Annotated in this window: 16 protein-coding genes; 7 read left to right on the top strand and 9 right to left on the bottom strand. The window is 55.4% G+C overall.

The features are described 5' to 3' along the window. Window positions 1–3: 3 nt before the first annotated feature. The 3 genes from E4662_RS20145 to pip all read right to left on the bottom strand — a co-directional run bounded on the left by E4662_RS20145 (window position 4) and on the right by pip (window position 3,293). On the bottom strand, window positions 4–1,200 hold the full coding sequence (locus tag E4662_RS20145; RefSeq protein WP_136443423.1) for an ABC transporter permease: 1,197 nt from the start codon (window positions 1,198–1,200) through the stop codon (window positions 4–6). Then, a complete protein-coding gene (locus E4662_RS20140; RefSeq protein WP_136443422.1) occupies window positions 1,197–2,186 on the bottom strand; it encodes an ABC transporter permease in 990 nt (329 codons plus the stop codon). The genes E4662_RS20145 and E4662_RS20140 overlap by 4 nt, the downstream gene beginning before the upstream one ends. A 126-nt stretch (window positions 2,187–2,312) precedes the next feature. Further along, complete coding sequence (gene pip, locus E4662_RS20135) at window positions 2,313–3,293, bottom strand: prolyl aminopeptidase (RefSeq protein WP_136443421.1); 981 nt, start codon at window positions 3,291–3,293, stop codon at window positions 2,313–2,315. Window positions 3,294–3,341: 48 nt separating this feature from the next. Here pip and ubiG point away from each other — a divergent pair, with 48 nt between their 5' ends. Together ubiG and E4662_RS20125 are read left to right on the top strand one after the other, a co-directional pair. Next, complete coding sequence (ubiG, locus tag E4662_RS20130) at window positions 3,342–4,076, top strand: bifunctional 2-polyprenyl-6-hydroxyphenol methylase/3-demethylubiquinol 3-O-methyltransferase UbiG (protein WP_136443420.1); 735 nt, start codon at window positions 3,342–3,344, stop codon at window positions 4,074–4,076. A 42-nt stretch (window positions 4,077–4,118) separates the two neighbouring features. After that, complete coding sequence (locus tag E4662_RS20125) at window positions 4,119–5,336, top strand: MFS transporter (protein ID WP_136443419.1); 1,218 nt, start codon at window positions 4,119–4,121, stop codon at window positions 5,334–5,336. On the opposite strand, the gene E4662_RS20120 is transcribed toward E4662_RS20125, so the two are convergent. Genes E4662_RS20120 through E4662_RS20110 form a run of 3 tightly spaced genes read right to left on the bottom strand, consistent with a single transcriptional unit; the run spans window position 5,320 to window position 7,609 of the window. Then, window positions 5,320–5,910 carry a Smr/MutS family protein gene (locus E4662_RS20120; protein WP_136443418.1) on the bottom strand — a complete coding sequence of 197 codons (591 nt, stop codon included), beginning with the start codon at window positions 5,908–5,910 and terminating at the stop codon, window positions 5,320–5,322. The two genes, E4662_RS20125 and E4662_RS20120, sit on opposite strands and share 17 nt — an antisense overlap. Beyond that, window positions 5,907–6,953: a murein transglycosylase A gene (gene mltA, locus E4662_RS20115; protein WP_136443417.1), complete on the bottom strand. Its 1,047-nt coding sequence runs from the start codon at window positions 6,951–6,953 to the stop codon at window positions 5,907–5,909. The genes E4662_RS20120 and mltA overlap by 4 nt, the downstream gene beginning before the upstream one ends. Continuing rightward, window positions 6,950–7,609, bottom strand: a complete 660-nt coding sequence (locus E4662_RS20110) for a Tim44/TimA family putative adaptor protein (protein ID WP_136443416.1) — start codon at window positions 7,607–7,609, stop codon at window positions 6,950–6,952. Before E4662_RS20110 ends, mltA begins: the two co-directional genes overlap by 4 nt. A gap of 104 nt (window positions 7,610–7,713) precedes the next feature. Here E4662_RS20110 and E4662_RS20105 point away from each other — a divergent pair, with 104 nt between their 5' ends. Continuing rightward, on the top strand, window positions 7,714–8,226 hold the full coding sequence (locus tag E4662_RS20105) for an FxsA family protein (RefSeq protein WP_136443415.1): 513 nt from the start codon (window positions 7,714–7,716) through the stop codon (window positions 8,224–8,226). A gap of 62 nt (window positions 8,227–8,288) precedes the next feature. Beyond that, complete coding sequence (gene secB / locus E4662_RS20100; RefSeq protein WP_136443414.1) at window positions 8,289–8,783, top strand: protein-export chaperone SecB; 495 nt, start codon at window positions 8,289–8,291, stop codon at window positions 8,781–8,783. 13 nt (window positions 8,784–8,796) lie between these two features. On the opposite strand, the gene dnaQ is transcribed toward secB, so the two are convergent. Genes dnaQ through E4662_RS20085 form a run of 3 tightly spaced genes read right to left on the bottom strand, consistent with a single transcriptional unit; the run spans window position 8,797 to window position 10,768 of the window. Then, window positions 8,797–9,534 (bottom strand): DNA polymerase III subunit epsilon, encoded by a 738-nt coding sequence (dnaQ, locus tag E4662_RS20095; protein WP_136443413.1) that lies wholly within the window; start codon window positions 9,532–9,534, stop codon window positions 8,797–8,799. Continuing rightward, entirely contained in the window at window positions 9,527–10,120 is a 594-nt protein-coding gene (gene coaE, locus E4662_RS20090) for a dephospho-CoA kinase (RefSeq protein ID WP_136443412.1), read from the bottom strand. Before coaE ends, dnaQ begins: the two co-directional genes overlap by 8 nt. Window positions 10,121–10,168: 48 nt before the next feature. Then, window positions 10,169–10,768, bottom strand: a complete 600-nt coding sequence (locus E4662_RS20085; RefSeq protein ID WP_136443411.1) for a Maf family protein — start codon at window positions 10,766–10,768, stop codon at window positions 10,169–10,171. Window positions 10,769–11,255: 487 nt separating this feature from the next. Here E4662_RS20085 and rho point away from each other — a divergent pair, with 487 nt between their 5' ends. Genes rho through mnmG form a run of 3 tightly spaced genes read left to right on the top strand, consistent with a single transcriptional unit; the run spans window position 11,256 to window position 15,681 of the window. Further along, window positions 11,256–12,527: a transcription termination factor Rho gene (gene rho / locus E4662_RS20080; protein WP_136443410.1), complete on the top strand. Its 1,272-nt coding sequence runs from the start codon at window positions 11,256–11,258 to the stop codon at window positions 12,525–12,527. Window positions 12,528–12,540: 13 nt separating this feature from the next. Further along, window positions 12,541–13,824 (top strand): tRNA uridine-5-carboxymethylaminomethyl(34) synthesis GTPase MnmE, encoded by a 1,284-nt coding sequence (gene mnmE, locus E4662_RS20075; protein WP_136443409.1) that lies wholly within the window; start codon window positions 12,541–12,543, stop codon window positions 13,822–13,824. Between the two features lie 3 nt (window positions 13,825–13,827). Further along, window positions 13,828–15,681, top strand: a complete 1,854-nt coding sequence (gene mnmG, locus E4662_RS20070; protein ID WP_136443408.1) for a tRNA uridine-5-carboxymethylaminomethyl(34) synthesis enzyme MnmG — start codon at window positions 13,828–13,830, stop codon at window positions 15,679–15,681. Window positions 15,682–15,696: the final 15 nt, after the last annotated feature.

Raw genomic sequence — 15,696 nt, 5'->3', positions numbered from 1 at the left:
GGCTTACTCCTTCAGCCCGGAAGACCGGTGCAGCATCCAGTCGACAACAAAGTTCACGGCAACCGTCAGCAGCGCAATCGCACCGGCAGCCAGAAGCGGCGAGGCGGCGATTTGGGGGGCGAAGGCGGCGTAGTTGATGAAGGCCGAGAGGTCTTTCACCATCGTCCCCCAATCCGCGAGCGGCGGCTGAATGCCAAGGCCAAGGAACGAGAGCGCCGAGATCGTCAGGAAGACGAAGCAGAAGCGCAGACCAAACTCCGCCAGAAGCGGTGCCGTGGCGTTTGGAAGGATTTCCTTGAAGATCAGGTAACCAAGCCCTTCACCGCGCAGTTTCGCCGCTTCGATGTAGTCCATCACAACGATGTTCATGCCAACGGCGCGAGCAAGACGGAAGACGCGGGTGGCGTCGATCACCGCAATGATCACGATCATGGCGATGGTCAAACCCGTGCCACTGACCCAGGCAGAGGCCACAGTGATCAGCAAAAGCGAGAAGATCAGCGAAGGAATGGCCATCAGCACGTCCACCGCGCGGCTCAGAAGCTGGTCAACCCAGCCGCGCAACGTGGCGGCGAGAAAACCAAGGCTTCCGCCCAGCACAAAGGCCAGCAAGGTGGTGGCAAAGGCAATACCCACGGTGTTCTGCGCGCCGTAGATCAGGCGGGAGAGAATATCGCGGCCGATCTGGTCGGTTCCCAAGGGGAAGTCCGGATTGCCGCCCAGCGCGGGATCACCACCCGGAACAACGTTTGCGGCCGAGAAAACCTGATCTTGTCCGTATGGCGCAATCAGCCCGGCGAAGACCGCGGCAAACCCGTAGATCAGGATCACGAGGATGCCAAACGCGGCGGTCAGCGGCATTTGCCGAAAGATCTTGCGCGAAGCTTGTGTGCCAACGGCGCGTCCAAGCAGGCGGAAGATGAAGGCCGCGATGGCTGCGACAATAAGGAAATGTACAGCCCAGCGCCAGAAAACCACCGACGCGCGCGGCACACCGGCTTCATTTGCAGGCGGTTGCAGGTAAAGCCAGACGCCGCCAACAAACAGGGCCGCGCCAAGCGCAAAACCAAACGAGACCGCGTAGGGCATGTCCCGGAAGTAAGGTTTGTTCCCGGTCACCATCTGACCAGCAAAACGGAAGGCCCAGCCCAGCGCGGCAACCACGGCGAGCGCGACAATAATCCAAAGCAACGTGTTCATTTGGGATGCCTCAGGCGCGGGTTGGTCATGATCGAAAGAATGTCAGCGGCGAGGTTCAGAAGGATGTACGCCCCGGCAAAGATCAGGCAGCAGGCCTGCACCACGGGAATATCCCGGTTCTTCACCGCATCGACAAACAGCTGGCCGATGCCCGGATAGTTGAACACCACTTCGACAACAACAACGCCGGTGATGAGATACGCAAGGTTCAGCGCGATCACGTTGATGATCGGCGCCCAAGCGTTCGGCAAAGCGTGTTTGACGATGACGCGCAGAGGCGAGATGCCCTTGAGCCGTGCCATTTCGATATAGGGAGAGGCCAGAAGGCTGATGATCGCGGCGCGCGTCATGCGCATCATGTGAGCCGTCACGACGAGGGTCAGTGTTAGGGCCGGAAGCAGCGTGGCGACCAGTCGGTCTTGAAACGAAATCCCCTGATAGATGTTTGCGATCGACGGCAACAGCGGGTTCAGAACGGCGAGGAAAAGAACAAGGATGTAAGCCAGGAAGAATTCCGGGCTGGAGATCGACGTGAGCGTTGCGATGTTCACGCCTTTGTCGAAAACCGAGTTCCGGTAAAGCGCCGCCAGAACACCCAAGGTTACGGCGAAAGGAACCGCGATACAGGCGGTCACCCCGGCAAGAAACATGGTGTTGGCAAATCGCGGTGCAATCTGATCGGCGACGGTTTTCAACGTCGACGCACCCATGTTGCTTTGGAAGTTCAACTGCGCATAGCTCACCCCGAGATCGCCGGTCAGCATGGCGCCAAGCCATGAGAAATAGCGCACAAAGAAAGGCTGATCGAGATTGAGGTCTTTTCGGATAGCGGCAACCGCTTCGGGGGTTGCTGACTGTCCGAGCAAGGCTTCGGCGAAGTCGCCGGGGAGCATGTTCACTGCTGTGAAGATCACGAATGAAACGATGAGCAGTGTGAGAAGGCCAAGGGCCAGGCGTTGGAGTATGATTGTCAGTACTGGATTCACGATCCCTGTCGATCTTTTGTTATACTTGACTCACAAGTTAACGACCGAGTGGCGTCTGTAAAGCATTATGTCGAAAATCGACCAAAGCGTCGTTTTTGGAACAATCCTTCGACGTGCACAGCTTTCCTATACGTCAAAAGAATCCGCGATCCGATCCATCACCCGCACCAGTTCCGCGCTGATTCCGGGTTCAGACAAGGCATGACCGGCGTTGCGGATCATGTGTAAATCACTGTTGGGCCAAGCCTGTGCAAGCTCCCAGGCCCGTTGCGGCGGGCAGATCATGTCATAGCGACCTTGAACAATATCGCCGGGGATTGCCGCGATCCTGTCGACATTGGCGAGGATCCAGCCGTCGTGCTCCAGAAAGCCGTTGTTGACGAAATAGTGATTCTCGAGACGCGCAAAGGCACGGGCATAATCCCCCGGCGCTTCGCCACCGTGCCCGGACGAATAAACTGACGCCAAAGCATTTTCCCAGGCGGACCACGCCTGCGCGTGTTTTGTCTCGACCCGCAGATCACCGCAAAACAGCCGTTGGTGATAGGCCGTGATCAGATCGTCCCGCTCCTCAACCGGAATCAGATCGCGGAAACGCGCCCAGGTTTCCGGCCAGAACTGACCCGCGCCGCCACCATAGAACCAGTCCAGCTCTGTCTGAGTCATGAGGAAGACGCCGCGCAACACCAAATGGCGCACCCGCTCCGGATGGGAGATCGCATAGATCAGTGAAAGCGTGGCGCCCCAGCTTCCGCCGAAGACGATGAACTGATCGATGCCGAGTGTTTCGCGGATCGCTTCGATGTCGGAGACGAGATGCCATGTCGTGTTGTTCGACACGCTGGCATGGGGGCGCGACCGCCCACAGCCCCGTTGATCGAACAGGACGACACGGAAAACCTTGGGATCAAAATACCGCCGCATCGCGGGGCTGCACCCGCCGCCCGGACCCCCGTGCAGAACAATGACCGGGATCCCATCCGGGTTCCCACATTGTTCGACATACAGGTTGTGCCCATTCCCGACATCAAGCCGCCGATGGTCATAAGGGTCTATGGGAGGGTACAAGTACTGCACTGCGCGCTTTTGGCTCGGGTATTTGTCCATGATGCAACTATATGTAAGAGCATCAGCGAAAAGACCATGGGGAATGTCATGACAGTTACGGTTGATCCGGCGGAAGTGGCGAAATTCGAAGCGATGTCTGCGGAGTGGTGGGATCCGAACGGCAAGTTCAAACCGCTGCACATGCTCAATCCCTGCCGGCTGGACTATATCACGACGCAAATCGCCGGTGAGTACGACCGCGATTTGACCCAGCCAGAACCGTTCAAGGGCCTGTCTATTGTCGATATTGGCTGTGGCGGAGGGCTTTTGTGCGAACCTATGGCACGGCTTGGGGCAACGGTTGTTGGCGTGGATGCCGCAGAGCGCAATATCCCGGTGGCCATGACCCACGCTGAGCAATCCGGTCTGCAGATTGATTATCGCAACACAACCGCAGAAGCCGTCGCCGCCGGTGGAGAACGGTTTGATGTTGTTCTGAACATGGAAGTGGTCGAACACGTCGCGGACCCGCTGGCTTACCTGACTGCTTGCCGTGAATTGCTCAAACCGGGCGGGCTTCACATCTGTTCGACGATCAACCGCAACCCGAAAAGCTTTGCCATGGCGATTGTCGGGGCGGAATACGTCATGCGTTGGTTGCCCAAGGGCACGCATGAATGGAACAAGTTCATCACGCCTGATGAGCTTTATGATCTGATGCGGCAGGCCGGGCTGGACCCGGTGGATCGAAAAGGCTTCGTGTTCAATCCGATCAGCTGGAAATGGAGCCTGTCGGACAAGGATCTGTCGGTGAACTACGTCACGGCTGCGCTCAACCGCTGATTTACCCTTGCAGGGCGGATCTTTCGGGCCGATAGCGGAAACATGAGTACGCTCCGTTTTCTGTTCGGCAATTTTTCGTGGCTGTCCGTCGGCATCCTGCTGACGTTCCTGTCGAGCTTTGGTCAGACCTTTTTCATTTCGATCTTCTCCGGGGAAATTCGCGAAAGCTTCGCTCTGACCCACAGCGCATGGGGTGGGATTTATACGCTTGGCACCGGGGCGTCGGCAGTAGTGATGCTCTGGAGCGGAGCTTTGACCGATCATTTCAGGACACGCAGCCTGAGCGTTGTCGTTCTGATTGCGCTGGCCGTCGCCTGTCTTGCCATGGCGCTCAACCCTTGGGCTGCGCTGCTCCCATTGGTGATCTTTGCGCTGCGGCTGTGCGGGCAGGGGATGATGAGCCATCTGGCCGTTGTGTCCATGTCCCGCTGGTTTCTTGCCTCGCGTGGGCGCGCCCTGTCTATCGCCGGGCTTGGTTATGCCTTGGGCGAAGCGATCCTGCCCGTCAGCTTTGTCACTCTCATGCTGTTTGTCGATTGGCGCGTGCTCTGGATAGCCGTCTCTGCGGTTTGCATCGGTGCCGCGCCGCTTATCGTGCTGCTACTGAAACAGGAACGAACACCGCAAAGCCACGCTGAAACCGACAGCTCCACAGGCATGAATCAAAAACACTGGACGCGTGTGGACTGCCTGCGCCATCCGCTGTTCTGGTTCATGGTGCCCGCCGTTCTGGGCCCGGCGGCCTTTGGCACTGCGTTTTTCTTTCAGCAAGTGCCCTATGCTGCGGTCAAGGGATGGGGTCATATTGATCTGGTTGCGCTTTTCCCCGTCTACACGGGGGTCGCCTTTGTTGCGATGCTCATCTCGGGCTGGATGCTTGACCGTTTCGGCACCGCGCGGTTGATCCCCTGGTTTCAGCTTCCCAGCGTCGTCGCCTTCGCAATCTACGGGATGGGAACAGAAATTTCCCACGTTCTTCTGGGACTGGTCTTCATGGGGTTGACCACAGGTGCCAACGCCACGCTTCCCAATGCATTCTGGGCAGAGTTCTACGGAACAAAACACCTCGGCGCGATCAAGGCGACTGCTGCCGCCGTGATGGTTCTTGGCTCGGCCTTGGGCCCGGGGATCACCGGTGCGTTGCTGGATTTCGGGATCGGGCTTGAGGCGCAATACGCTGGAATCGCGTTTTATTTCATCCTTACAACGGTCTTCATGGCGCTGGGCATAAGACGGTATGCGTTTAGCGACTCCGCTTGAGGTACACGTAATATGCCCCACTGCCGCCGTGTTTGATATGCGCTTCGGCAACCTGCAAAACCATCAAGGACAGCGGCGCATGACGGAGCCACATGGGAACCTGCCGTTTCAAAACACCGCGCCGATGGGGCGTCGGATCATAGGGATCTTCGCGTGATCCTTTGCCGGTGATCACCAGAACAAGCCGCATGCCGCGTGTGTGCGACGTCATGATAAAGCGGTTCAAGGCAGGATGGGCTTGATCCAATGTCATGCCATGCAAATCAATCCGCGCTTCCGGCACCAGCTTCCCACGCTTGAGGCGCTTGAATCCCTTCGTGTCCATTTTCACAGGCTCCGTTTCGAGCCTCTGACTGGTTGTCTTTGGAAAGTAATGCGTTTCCGTATGCGGAGACGTGTTCGAGCCGACGTCGAATTGTGAAATCGGTTTCGGGGCAGGGGCTTCCTTGCGCTTCTTGGGCACCGTGATTTCCAAAGGTTCCTTGGAAATCGGTCGTTTGTTCAGGGGGTCCGCGCTTTTGGCAACTTGCTGCCACAAATCCAACTCGTCAGGGCGCAGTCGCCTGCGGCTCATAACGCGGGATCCGATAAAAGGGCATAGGCACGCTGGATCGGCATCAGGACAATCATGCGGCCAGGATCTTTCATCGTGCCCGCAATCCGGCCGGCCTCATCCCCGGTTCCCATGAAGATATCAGCGCGTTGGGCGCCCTTGATGGCAGACCCCGTGTCCTGCGCGATCATCAAGCGATTAATCGGGATTGCGCCGTCTTTCTCGATCCAGACCGGCGCTCCGAGTGGCGTGAACTTCGGATCAACTGCCACAGATCGGAGCGTCGTGATGGATCGGTTCATGGCTCCGAGCGGCCCCTTGTCTGAAGGCACCTCGCTGACTTCGCGGAAAAAGACATAAGAGTTGTTGTGATACAAAAGCTCTTCGCCCGCGATCGGATTGCGGCGTACCCAGTTCTTGATGACCTCAGCGGAAACCTGGTGCTGGGAGTACGTGCCCCGACGCACCAGTTCCTTGCCAATCGAACGATAGGTGTGACCATTGAACCCTGCATAGCCAACCCGGACCATACGTCCATCGGGATAGCGAACCCGTCCTGATCCCTGGATCTGGAGAAAAAACAATTCCACCGGATCATCGACCCAGGCGATCTCAAGCCCGCGATTGTCCATAACTCCGGACGTCAGAATGTCCCGCCGCGTCAGCCATGGCCGGATTTTCCGGGCCTCGGGAGGCATTTTGTAGATTGGGTACCGGTATCGGGGGGTTGGGTAGGGGGAGCCGCTTAGCTCCGGCTCAAAGTAACCAGTAAAAAGCGCGGGCTCCGGCTCACCCTGGCTGATCAGAACCGGGCGAAAGAAAAGCTCGAAGAAGGATCTCGCGTTCTCCGCATCACCGGCAACCTTGCACAGGGCGCGCCAATCCGGATCATCGAAGTCCATACACGTGTTCCGAAAAGCCCTGAGCGCGCCCTCCTGATCATCCTCTTGCCAGCCATTCAAATCATCGAAACCGAGGATCTGATATTGAACCTCGGTTTCTGCTGTTGATTGGTCTGTCATGAGGAAGAGAGCAAAGAGCGCTGCAAGGGCTGTTCGTATCATTCGTCCGTGGCGACAAGCTGCCAGTTTGGATTGTCACTGCCCATGATGCGGGCATAGGTCCAGGTGTCTTTCTGCTTTTTGACGGCCGTTGCGGACCCTTCGATCACCTGACCGGTATCGTCTTTGACAACCGAGGTCAGCTCGCCCACATATTTCACCGTCACCTCGCCGCGGCGGGTTTCTGGGTCAAACGTCGCTTCGGTCAGTGTCATTTCTCGGACACCAACGAACTCCGCTTCGATGGTCAGGCCTTGTTCGGCGCGTTGTTCGACAACGGCTTCAAACGTCTCAAAGACATCTTCACCAAGGAACGGACGAAGGTCTTCGATCTCTCCACGCTCGAATCCCATCAGGATCATCTCATAGGCGCCGCGTGCACCGGAAAGGAAATCGGAAACGCCAAAACCCGGTTCGGCGCGTTTCATGTCTGCCAAAGCAAGCGCACTGTCAGAACCGTCCGGGACGTGATCCGTGATGTCGAGATCCGGTCCACCTTCGATCACTTCAAGCTCGGGACCATCGCGCCGTGTGGTGGGTGATGACTGAGCCGGTGGTTTTTCGAACCCTTCGCGCGTGCCGAGCACGCTGCGCAGGCGCAGGACAAGGAAAATGGCGATTCCGGCAAGGACCAGAAGCTGCAAGATAGGCGAATTCATCGGCACCTCATGTTGGGGGTGGATGGCAATTGGGCTGTTGGGTTCCTATGTAGGTGCTGAGTGCAGGCAAGTCTACCTGCGCCGGGATAGGAAGGAGCCCACCCATGTGGTTGTTTGTTGCATTTCTCATGGTTCCCCTGATCGAAATCGCCTTGTTTATCCAACTGGGCGGTCTGATCGGGTTGTGGCCGACGTTGGCAATTGTTGTTCTTACAGCGGTGTTGGGAACTTACATGGTTCGGCAACAGGGACGGGCAGCAATTGCCAATTTGCAGTCGTCTTTTTCCCGTTTGGACAATCCCAGCGAGCCTTTGGCCCATGGTGCGATGATCCTGATTTCCGGCGCTCTTTTGCTGACTCCGGGTTTTTTCACCGATGCCGTGGGCTTTGCTCTGTTGCTGCCGCCGGTGCGCGAAGCCGTCATTGCCTGGGCCCGGAAAAGGGTCACTGTGACGCAGTTTGAAATGGGCGGTCAGATGCATCGGGAGCCTCCGCGCCCTGAGCCCACACCTCGTTCCTCGCATCCGAAACCGGATGATGTCATTGAAGGGGAGTTTACCGAAGTCCCCGACGGCAAGAATCCCAATCATCCCGGTTCCGGCTGGACGAGGCATTGAGCCTGTCCGGCCTGCCTGTTAAGGCTTGGCGCGAAAATTTTTGATCCAGCGGAGTTCGGCCCATGGCAGAAAACGAAAACGGCGCGGCGCCTCAGGCCGGCCAGCCCCCGAAGATGAATGTTCTGGCACAATTTGTGCGGGACATGTCGTTCGAGAACATTCTCTCTCAGAAAGGTGTGACCGGCGAAGTTCAGCCTGATGTTCAGGTTCAGGTGAACCTCGATGCCAAGAAGCGGTCCGCCGACAACCAGTACGAGGTGATCCTCAAGCTGAAGGTGGAAGCAAAGTCCAAGGGGACGGGCGACCACCTCTTCCTTCTGGAACTTGATTACGCTGGTGTGTTCCAGATCGAAAATGTTCCGGAAGACCAGATGCATCCGTTCCTGCTGATCGAATGCCCGCGCATGCTCTTCCCGTTTGTGCGCCGCATTGTGTCTGACGTCACGCGTGACGGTGGCTTTATGCCGCTCAATCTCGACACGATCGATTTCCTCGCGCTCTATCGCGCAGAGATCGCAAAGCGTCAGCAAGAAGCAGCGGCTGCGCCGGTGTCCTGATCGAGAGTTGCGCTCAGGTTTTCAACCAGAGCGCGTTTTCTCCAAGCTTTTCGACAAAGGCGGCATGAGCCGCCTTTTCTTTTTCCGTGATCCGAGACGGGATCGGCTTCGGGCGCGGCATTGGGCGCCAGTTTTCCTCTACCTCGGAAGTCGACCCGGAAGACGTTTTGACCGGAGCGGCCAGGCCGAAGTCCGGCTGCTTTCCGCCAATCAACTCAAGATACACTTCAGCGAGAATTTCGCTGTCCAGCAAAGCCCCGTGCAAGGTACGCGCCGAGTTGTCGATGCTGAAGCGCCGACACAGCGCGTCGAGCGTGGCCGGAGAGCCGGGAAATTTCTTGCGCGCCATGGTCAGCGTATCGACCGCACGGGCGTTGTCTATTTCCGGCAATCCCATCCATTTGAGTTCCGCATTGAGGAACTTCATGTCGAAGCTGGCGTTGTGGATCACGAGATCGCTGTCCTCGATAAAATCGAGAAAGGCCTGACCGACCGCCTTGAAAACCGGTTTGTCCTTGAGCGTCACTTCGCCCGGCTGAGCAGGGCGCGGCCCGCTGACCAGAAGATCGGGACCAATGCCATGCACGCCAAATGCTTCATCTGGCATGTCGCGTTCGGGATTGATGTACTGATGGTAAGTGCGCCCGGTCGGCATGTGATTGAAGAGTTCCAACGCACCGATTTCCACGATTCGATCGCCTTGAAACGGCTCGAATCCAGTTGTTTCCGTGTCGAGTACGATCTCACGCATGGGTCGGCCTGTCCTGAATATCCTTGACGATAGCTTGCACCTGGGTGCGCGCATTCTCAAGCGTGTCTGTTTCGATGACATAGGTTGCGCGGGCACATTTTTCCGCGTTCGGCATTTGCCTTTCCAGAATGCGATCAAGATCCTTCGGAGACATGGTGCCACGCGCCAATACCCGTTGAACTTGAACTTCTCGCGAGACGGTGACGCAGGCCGTGGCATCCATTTCGACATCACCACCCGTTTCGAACAAAAGCGGGATGTCAAAGACCCCGATGTGGCCGGGATGTTGCGCTGCGAAGTCTGCGCGGTCCTGTTGGACAAGCGGGTGAACGATGGCTTCAATGCGAGGAAGAACAGTAGAGTCGGATGCGATCAAAGCGCGCAGCTTCTCTCTGGAAACAGACCCTTCCTCTATACAGCCGGGAAATTCTTCCGAAATTGGGAGAACCGCAAATCCTCCCTTAGCGTATAGCCGGTGAACCGCTGCATCTGCATCCCAGACAACGCAGCCTTCTTCTGCGAACATCTGTGCGGTTGTCGACTTTCCCATACCAATGGAGCCTGTGAGGCCGAGGCGGAATTTCATAGCGTAAACGCCCCGCAGGAGTTTGAGAATTTCATCATGAATCTCATTCTAACCATCTATCAACCGCGTGATTGCGAGGTGGTTCAAAAGTTCCAGAAGAGGCAGACCCAAAATGGTGAAGTGATCACCTTGAATGGTCGTAAACAGGCGCACGCCTTCTTTCTCCAACTTGTAGCCACCAACGCTTGATCCGATGTCGGGCCAGTTTCTGTCCAGGTAACGGTTCAGATAATCGTCGGAAAACGGGCGCATCGTCAGCCTTGCTGTTGAGACGTGCCGCCAAACGGGCCGGGACTCACGGTAGAGCACAGCTGCAGACAGCAATCTGTGCGTCTTTCCTCTCAAGGTAAGCAGATGTTCGCGTGCCTCTTCTTCGCTGGCAGGCTTTGACAGGATCCGTCCTTCAAACTCCAGTACCTGATCACATCCTAATACGAGGAACTGCGGATTCTTCCTCGACACCTTTTGCGCTTTCGCTTCAGCCAAGGCATCGGCGATGTCGCGCCCTGAAGCCTCTTCTGCAAGCAAAGCTGCCTTGATCGCCTGTTCGTCCAGACGCGGCGATTCGATTTCAATGGAAAGACCCGCTGCACGAAGCAAATCCGCGCGAATTTGAGAGCCGGACGCGAGAAGAAGATCAAGATTCATGTGGATTAATCTGCGAAAAACCGTGTGTTCATCCTTTCCTATGGTTCTGGGGAAAAACCGAAGCGCATGCAAGACAGAGGATAAACCCGGCGATTTCCCAACATACAGATGCGTTGTTCGGCCTGTGAGAAGGACAAATCTGGTGAAGAGGAAAACTTGTGCCGACCGAGTTATCCCTCGGGCTGTACAAACGTCAGGATGCCTGAGAATCTTGGGTTTGGTGGAAAGTTCCTGGACTTGTCCACAAAACGCTCAACCGAGTTCTAGCTGTGGGCAACCCGTGGGGTGATCCATTAATCCACAGTTAACCTCTCCCTATACTAAAAACAAAAACCTTTTTTCTTTCTTAATTTCTTTGATCAAGGGCGGGGTAGGGCTGAGAGATTGACGAACAGACCCTTGGTGCGGTAGGAGGATTTTGCTCCTGCTCTGGAGCGTTCTTCCCCAAAGAGATAAAAGGCGGGCCGTTTGGTCCGGTATCAGTGCTATGAGCCAAGAAAGATTGAACCTTGCCGATCTGAAAGCCAAGAGCCCGAAAGATTTGCTTTCGATGGCCGAAGAGCTGGAGATCGAAAACGCATCGACGATGCGCAAAGGTGAAATGATGTTCCAGATTCTGCGGGAACGCGCAGATGACGGTTGGGACATTTTTGGCGATGGCGTTCTGGAGGTGCTTCAGGATGGGTTTGGTTTCCTGAGATCGCCTGAAGCCAATTACCTGCCTGGTCCTGATGATATCTATGTCTCGCCTGACATGATCCGGAAGTATTCGCTTCGTACAGGGGACACGATTGAAGGGGAAATCAAGGCGCCGGATGGGGAAGAACGGTACTTTTGCCTGGTGTCGGTCACGAAGATCAACTTCGAGACCCCCGAAAAAGCACGCCACAAGATCGCGTTTGACAACCTGACACCGCTCTATCCCGATGAACGCCTCAAGATGGAAATCGAAGATCCGACGATCAAGGATCGCTCGGCACGTGTGATCGATCTGGTTGCACCGATCGGGAAGGGTCAGCGTAGTTTGATCGTTGCGCCACCGCGGACGGGTAAGACGGTGATCCTGCAGAACATCGCGCACTCTATCGAGAAGAACCATCCCGAGTGCTATCTTATCGTTCTCCTGATTGACGAACGTCCTGAAGAAGTGACGGACATGCAGCGTTCTGTGAAAGGGGAAGTTGTGTCTTCTACCTTTGATGAACCGGCGCAGCGCCACGTTGCCGTGTCCGAAATGGTGATTGAAAAAGCCAAGCGATTGGTAGAACACAAACGAGATGTAGTTATACTTCTCGACTCAATCACAAGACTTGGTAGGGCTTTCAACACTGTTGTGCCGTCTTCTGGCAAAGTTTTGACCGGTGGCGTGGATGCGAATGCCCTACAGCGACCGAAACGTTTCTTTGGCGCTGCGCGAAACATCGAAGAAGGCGGATCTCTGACGATTATCGCAACTGCGCTTATCGATACCGGTTCGCGAATGGACGAAGTGATCTTTGAAGAGTTCAAAGGCACGGGTAACTCTGAAATCGTTCTGGATCGGAAAATTGCAGACAAGCGAGTCTTCCCGGCCATCGATATTTTGAAATCTGGTACCCGGAAAGAAGATCTTCTGGTGGATAAGATCGATCTCCAAAAGACCTTTGTGCTCCGTCGCATTCTGAATCCGATGGGCACGACGGACGGGATCGAGTTCCTTCTTTCGAAACTCAAGCAAACCAAGTCGAACAGCGAATTCTTTGATTCGATGAACACCTGATTGGCTCTTGCCGATGGATACGATTTTTGCGCTGGCTTCAGCGCCCGGACGGGCGGGCGTTTCGATTGTTCGTGTCTCGGGACCGCGAGCGTTTGAAGCGGCGCGGGCTTTGTGCGGATCGGTTCCGGCATTTCGGGTTGCCGGACTGCGAAAACTTGTTGATGAGCACGGCGCCCTTCTGGACGAGGCTCTTGTCCTTGCGTTTGAACCTGGCAAGAGTTTCACTGGCGAAGAAGTCGTCGAGTTTCAGGTGCATGGGAGTTTGGCCGTTGTATCCGCTCTTCTCGATTTTCTGAGCAGGATGGAGGGGCTTCGAATTGCAGAGGCCGGAGAATTTACGCGGCGGGCTCTCGAAAACGGAAAAATGGATCTGACCCAGGTTGAGGCCTTGTCAGATCTGATAGATGCCGAAACAGAAGCGCAGAGAAAACAGGCGTCAGATGTTTTGTCAGGCGCTATCGGGAAGTTGGTTGAGCAGTGGAGGAGGGACCTTATCCGGGCGGCTGCTTTGCTGGAAGCCACGATAGATTTCGCGGATGAAGACGTCCCGGTTGATGTGACTGACGAAGTTCGGGCGCTGGCGAATTCAGTTCGTTTGGATTTGGAACAGCAGTTGAGCGGTCTTAAAGCAGCGGAGCGCGTCAGAACTGGGTTTGAAGTTGCGATTGTTGGATCGCCAAATGTCGGAAAATCTACGCTGTTGAACTATCTTGCTGGTCGCGATGCGGCGATTACTTCGGAAATTGCTGGGACCACGCGGGACGTCATCGAAGTTCGCATGGATGTGGGTGGATACGCTGTGACGCTCATTGATACGGCGGGGTTGAGAGAAACTGGTGATGCGGTTGAGGCAATCGGTGTTGATCGCGCTTTAAAACGCGCTGCCGAAGCGGATATCCGAATTCATCTACTGGAACAGGATGAAAAGCCAACGCTGGATGTTCGGCAGCATGATTTCGTTCTCAAAGGTAAGGCGGATGTTCAAGATAGAGATGGCGACATATCAGGCATCACTGGTGAAGGTGTCTCGGAGTTTCTGAATGCGCTGGAAACAACGCTTTCGCAGATGTCCTCTCGAGCGGGGGTCGCAAGCCGTGTACGTCACAAGGTTGCGCTTCAAGATGGTTTGACTCATCTGGAGAGCGCTTTGGTTCTGTTGGCTGAGGGGCCTGAGCTGTATGATGTTGCCAGCGAAGAGATTCGGGTATCGGCGCGGTCGATGGAGTCTTTGCTTGGCTACGTAGATGTGGAGCATTTGCTCGACGAGATTTTTTCTTCATTTTGCGTTGGCAAATAGGGAGTGTTTCACGTGAAACAAAACCAGTTTGACGTGGTTGTCGTTGGTGGCGGACATGCCGGAACAGAAGCCGCGGCCGCATCGGCTCGGTTGGGTGCAAAAACTGCGCTCATCTCACTGCGCAAATCTGATTTCGGCGTGATGTCCTGTAATCCAGCGATTGGTGGTTTGGGTAAAGGACATCTCGTTCGTGAGATCGATGCGTGCGATGGCATCATGGGCCGTATGGCGGATAAAGCTGGGATTCAATATCGACTGCTGAACAGAAAAAAGGGTCCTGCCGTTCAAGGACCTCGTGCACAGATCGATCGCAAACTCTACCGCGACGCTATGCAAGAGGAGTTGAAGCACACTGAGAATTTGACACTGATCGAGGCAGAAGTTTCCGATTTTATTATCGAAAATGGAGCGGCGACCGGTGTTGTCTTGGGAGACGGAACCGAGATTCGATCCATCGCGACCGTTTTGACGAGCGGCACATTTTTACGAGGTGTGATCCACGTTGGACAAGATCAAAAACCGGGCGGTCGAATGGGGGATAAACCCTCAGTGCGATTGGCGGAGAGGATTGACGACCTTGGGTTGGCGCTCGGACGGCTAAAGACTGGAACGCCGCCTCGCCTGGATGGTCGGACGATCAACTGGGATATTCTGGACAAACAACCAGGAGATACCGATCCGACACTGTTTTCCTTTCTTTCGACTTCCGTTACAGCGCAGCAAATATCCTGTGGGATAACTCACACCAACCTGAAGACGCATGAAATAATCGAAGCCAATCTTGAACGATCCGCTATGTACGGAGGCAGTATCGGAGGTGTCGGCCCAAGGTATTGTCCATCGATTGAAGACAAAGTCGTTCGATTTTCAGAGAAGGACAGCCATCAGGTGTTTCTGGAGCCAGAAGGGCTTGATGATCACACGGTGTATCCAAACGGTATTTCTACGTCTCTTCCAGTTGATGTTCAGCATGAGTATGTCCAGAGCATCTATGGCTTGGAAAATGTTCAAATCCTCCAACCTGGTTATGCGATCGAGTACGATTATGTCGATCCGCGGGAGCTGAACATTAATCTTGAGTTACGATCGCTGGAATCGCTCTACTTGGCAGGGCAAATTAATGGGACAACGGGCTACGAAGAGGCCGCCGCACAAGGTCTCGTCGCGGGGCTGAATGCAGCGGCGAAGGCGCTTGGGAAAGACGGGATATCCTTTGGTCGCAGTGACAGCTACATCGGTGTCATGGTGGACGACTTGACCACGCGCGGCGTTTCTGAACCGTATCGCATGTTCACGTCCCGCGCAGAGTTCCGCTTGTCTCTCAGGGCAGACAATGCCGATCAACGCCTTACACCGAAGGCTATGGCCACGGGTAGTGTTTCCGAGGAGCGACAAAGGCTCTTTGAGGGAAAACTGAATTCTCTCGAAAACGCGCTCGCGCTCGCGAAAGAAACTGTTGTGACCCATCAGGTGTTTTCGGAACTCGACGTCGATCTCAAGTTGGACGGGAAAAAACGGACGGCTTTTCAAGCGCTTTCATTGAAAGACGTGTCCTTTGAACAACTCGCGGAGCGGATCCCGGAGTTGTCTGAAATCGAGGCAGAGATCGGCAACCAAATGAAGCGGGAAGCTTTGTATTCCAATTACATTGCTCGGCAGAAGAAGGATGTTGAGTCTCTACAGAGAGATGAGGCGATGAAGATTCCGGATGATTTTGACTACAACACTTTGGCGAGTCTTTCCTCTGAACTGAAGTCGAAACTGAATCGGGTGAGGCCGCACAGCCTAGGTCAGGCCGCCCGTGTTGAGGGGATGACACCTGCTGCTTTGACGCTAATCTTGGCTAAAGTACGCTGATTGACAGGGGAAGAT

The organism is Pacificoceanicola onchidii, assembly GCF_004804335.1.
Taxonomy (GTDB): Bacteria; Pseudomonadota; Alphaproteobacteria; order Rhodobacterales; family Rhodobacteraceae; genus Pacificoceanicola; species Pacificoceanicola onchidii.
This window is presented reverse-complemented; position numbering and strand designations above follow the sequence as displayed.

What these genes read in the sequence shown, in the direction of transcription:
- E4662_RS20145 (WP_136443423.1), bottom strand. Translation starts at nt 1,200, where the DNA reads ATGAACACGTTGCTTTGGATTATTGTCGCGCTCGCCGTGGTTGCCGCG.
- pip (WP_136443421.1), bottom strand. Translation starts at nt 3,293, where the DNA reads ATGGACAAATACCCGAGCCAAAAGCGCGCAGTGCAGTACTTGTACCCT.
- ubiG (WP_136443420.1), top strand. Translation starts at nt 3,342, where the DNA reads ATGACAGTTACGGTTGATCCGGCGGAAGTGGCGAAATTCGAAGCGATG.
- E4662_RS20125 (WP_136443419.1), top strand. Translation starts at nt 4,119, where the DNA reads ATGAGTACGCTCCGTTTTCTGTTCGGCAATTTTTCGTGGCTGTCCGTC.
- E4662_RS20120 (WP_136443418.1), bottom strand. Translation starts at nt 5,910, where the DNA reads ATGAGCCGCAGGCGACTGCGCCCTGACGAGTTGGATTTGTGGCAGCAA.
- mltA (WP_136443417.1), bottom strand. Translation starts at nt 6,953, where the DNA reads ATGATACGAACAGCCCTTGCAGCGCTCTTTGCTCTCTTCCTCATGACA.
- E4662_RS20110 (WP_136443416.1), bottom strand. Translation starts at nt 7,609, where the DNA reads ATGAATTCGCCTATCTTGCAGCTTCTGGTCCTTGCCGGAATCGCCATT.
- E4662_RS20105 (WP_136443415.1), top strand. Translation starts at nt 7,714, where the DNA reads ATGTGGTTGTTTGTTGCATTTCTCATGGTTCCCCTGATCGAAATCGCC.
- secB (WP_136443414.1), top strand. Translation starts at nt 8,289, where the DNA reads ATGGCAGAAAACGAAAACGGCGCGGCGCCTCAGGCCGGCCAGCCCCCG.
- dnaQ (WP_136443413.1), bottom strand. Translation starts at nt 9,534, where the DNA reads ATGCGTGAGATCGTACTCGACACGGAAACAACTGGATTCGAGCCGTTT.
- coaE (WP_136443412.1), bottom strand. Translation starts at nt 10,120, where the DNA reads ATGAAATTCCGCCTCGGCCTCACAGGCTCCATTGGTATGGGAAAGTCG.
- E4662_RS20085 (WP_136443411.1), bottom strand. Translation starts at nt 10,768, where the DNA reads ATGAATCTTGATCTTCTTCTCGCGTCCGGCTCTCAAATTCGCGCGGAT.
- rho (WP_136443410.1), top strand. Translation starts at nt 11,256, where the DNA reads ATGAGCCAAGAAAGATTGAACCTTGCCGATCTGAAAGCCAAGAGCCCG.
- mnmE (WP_136443409.1), top strand. Translation starts at nt 12,541, where the DNA reads ATGGATACGATTTTTGCGCTGGCTTCAGCGCCCGGACGGGCGGGCGTT.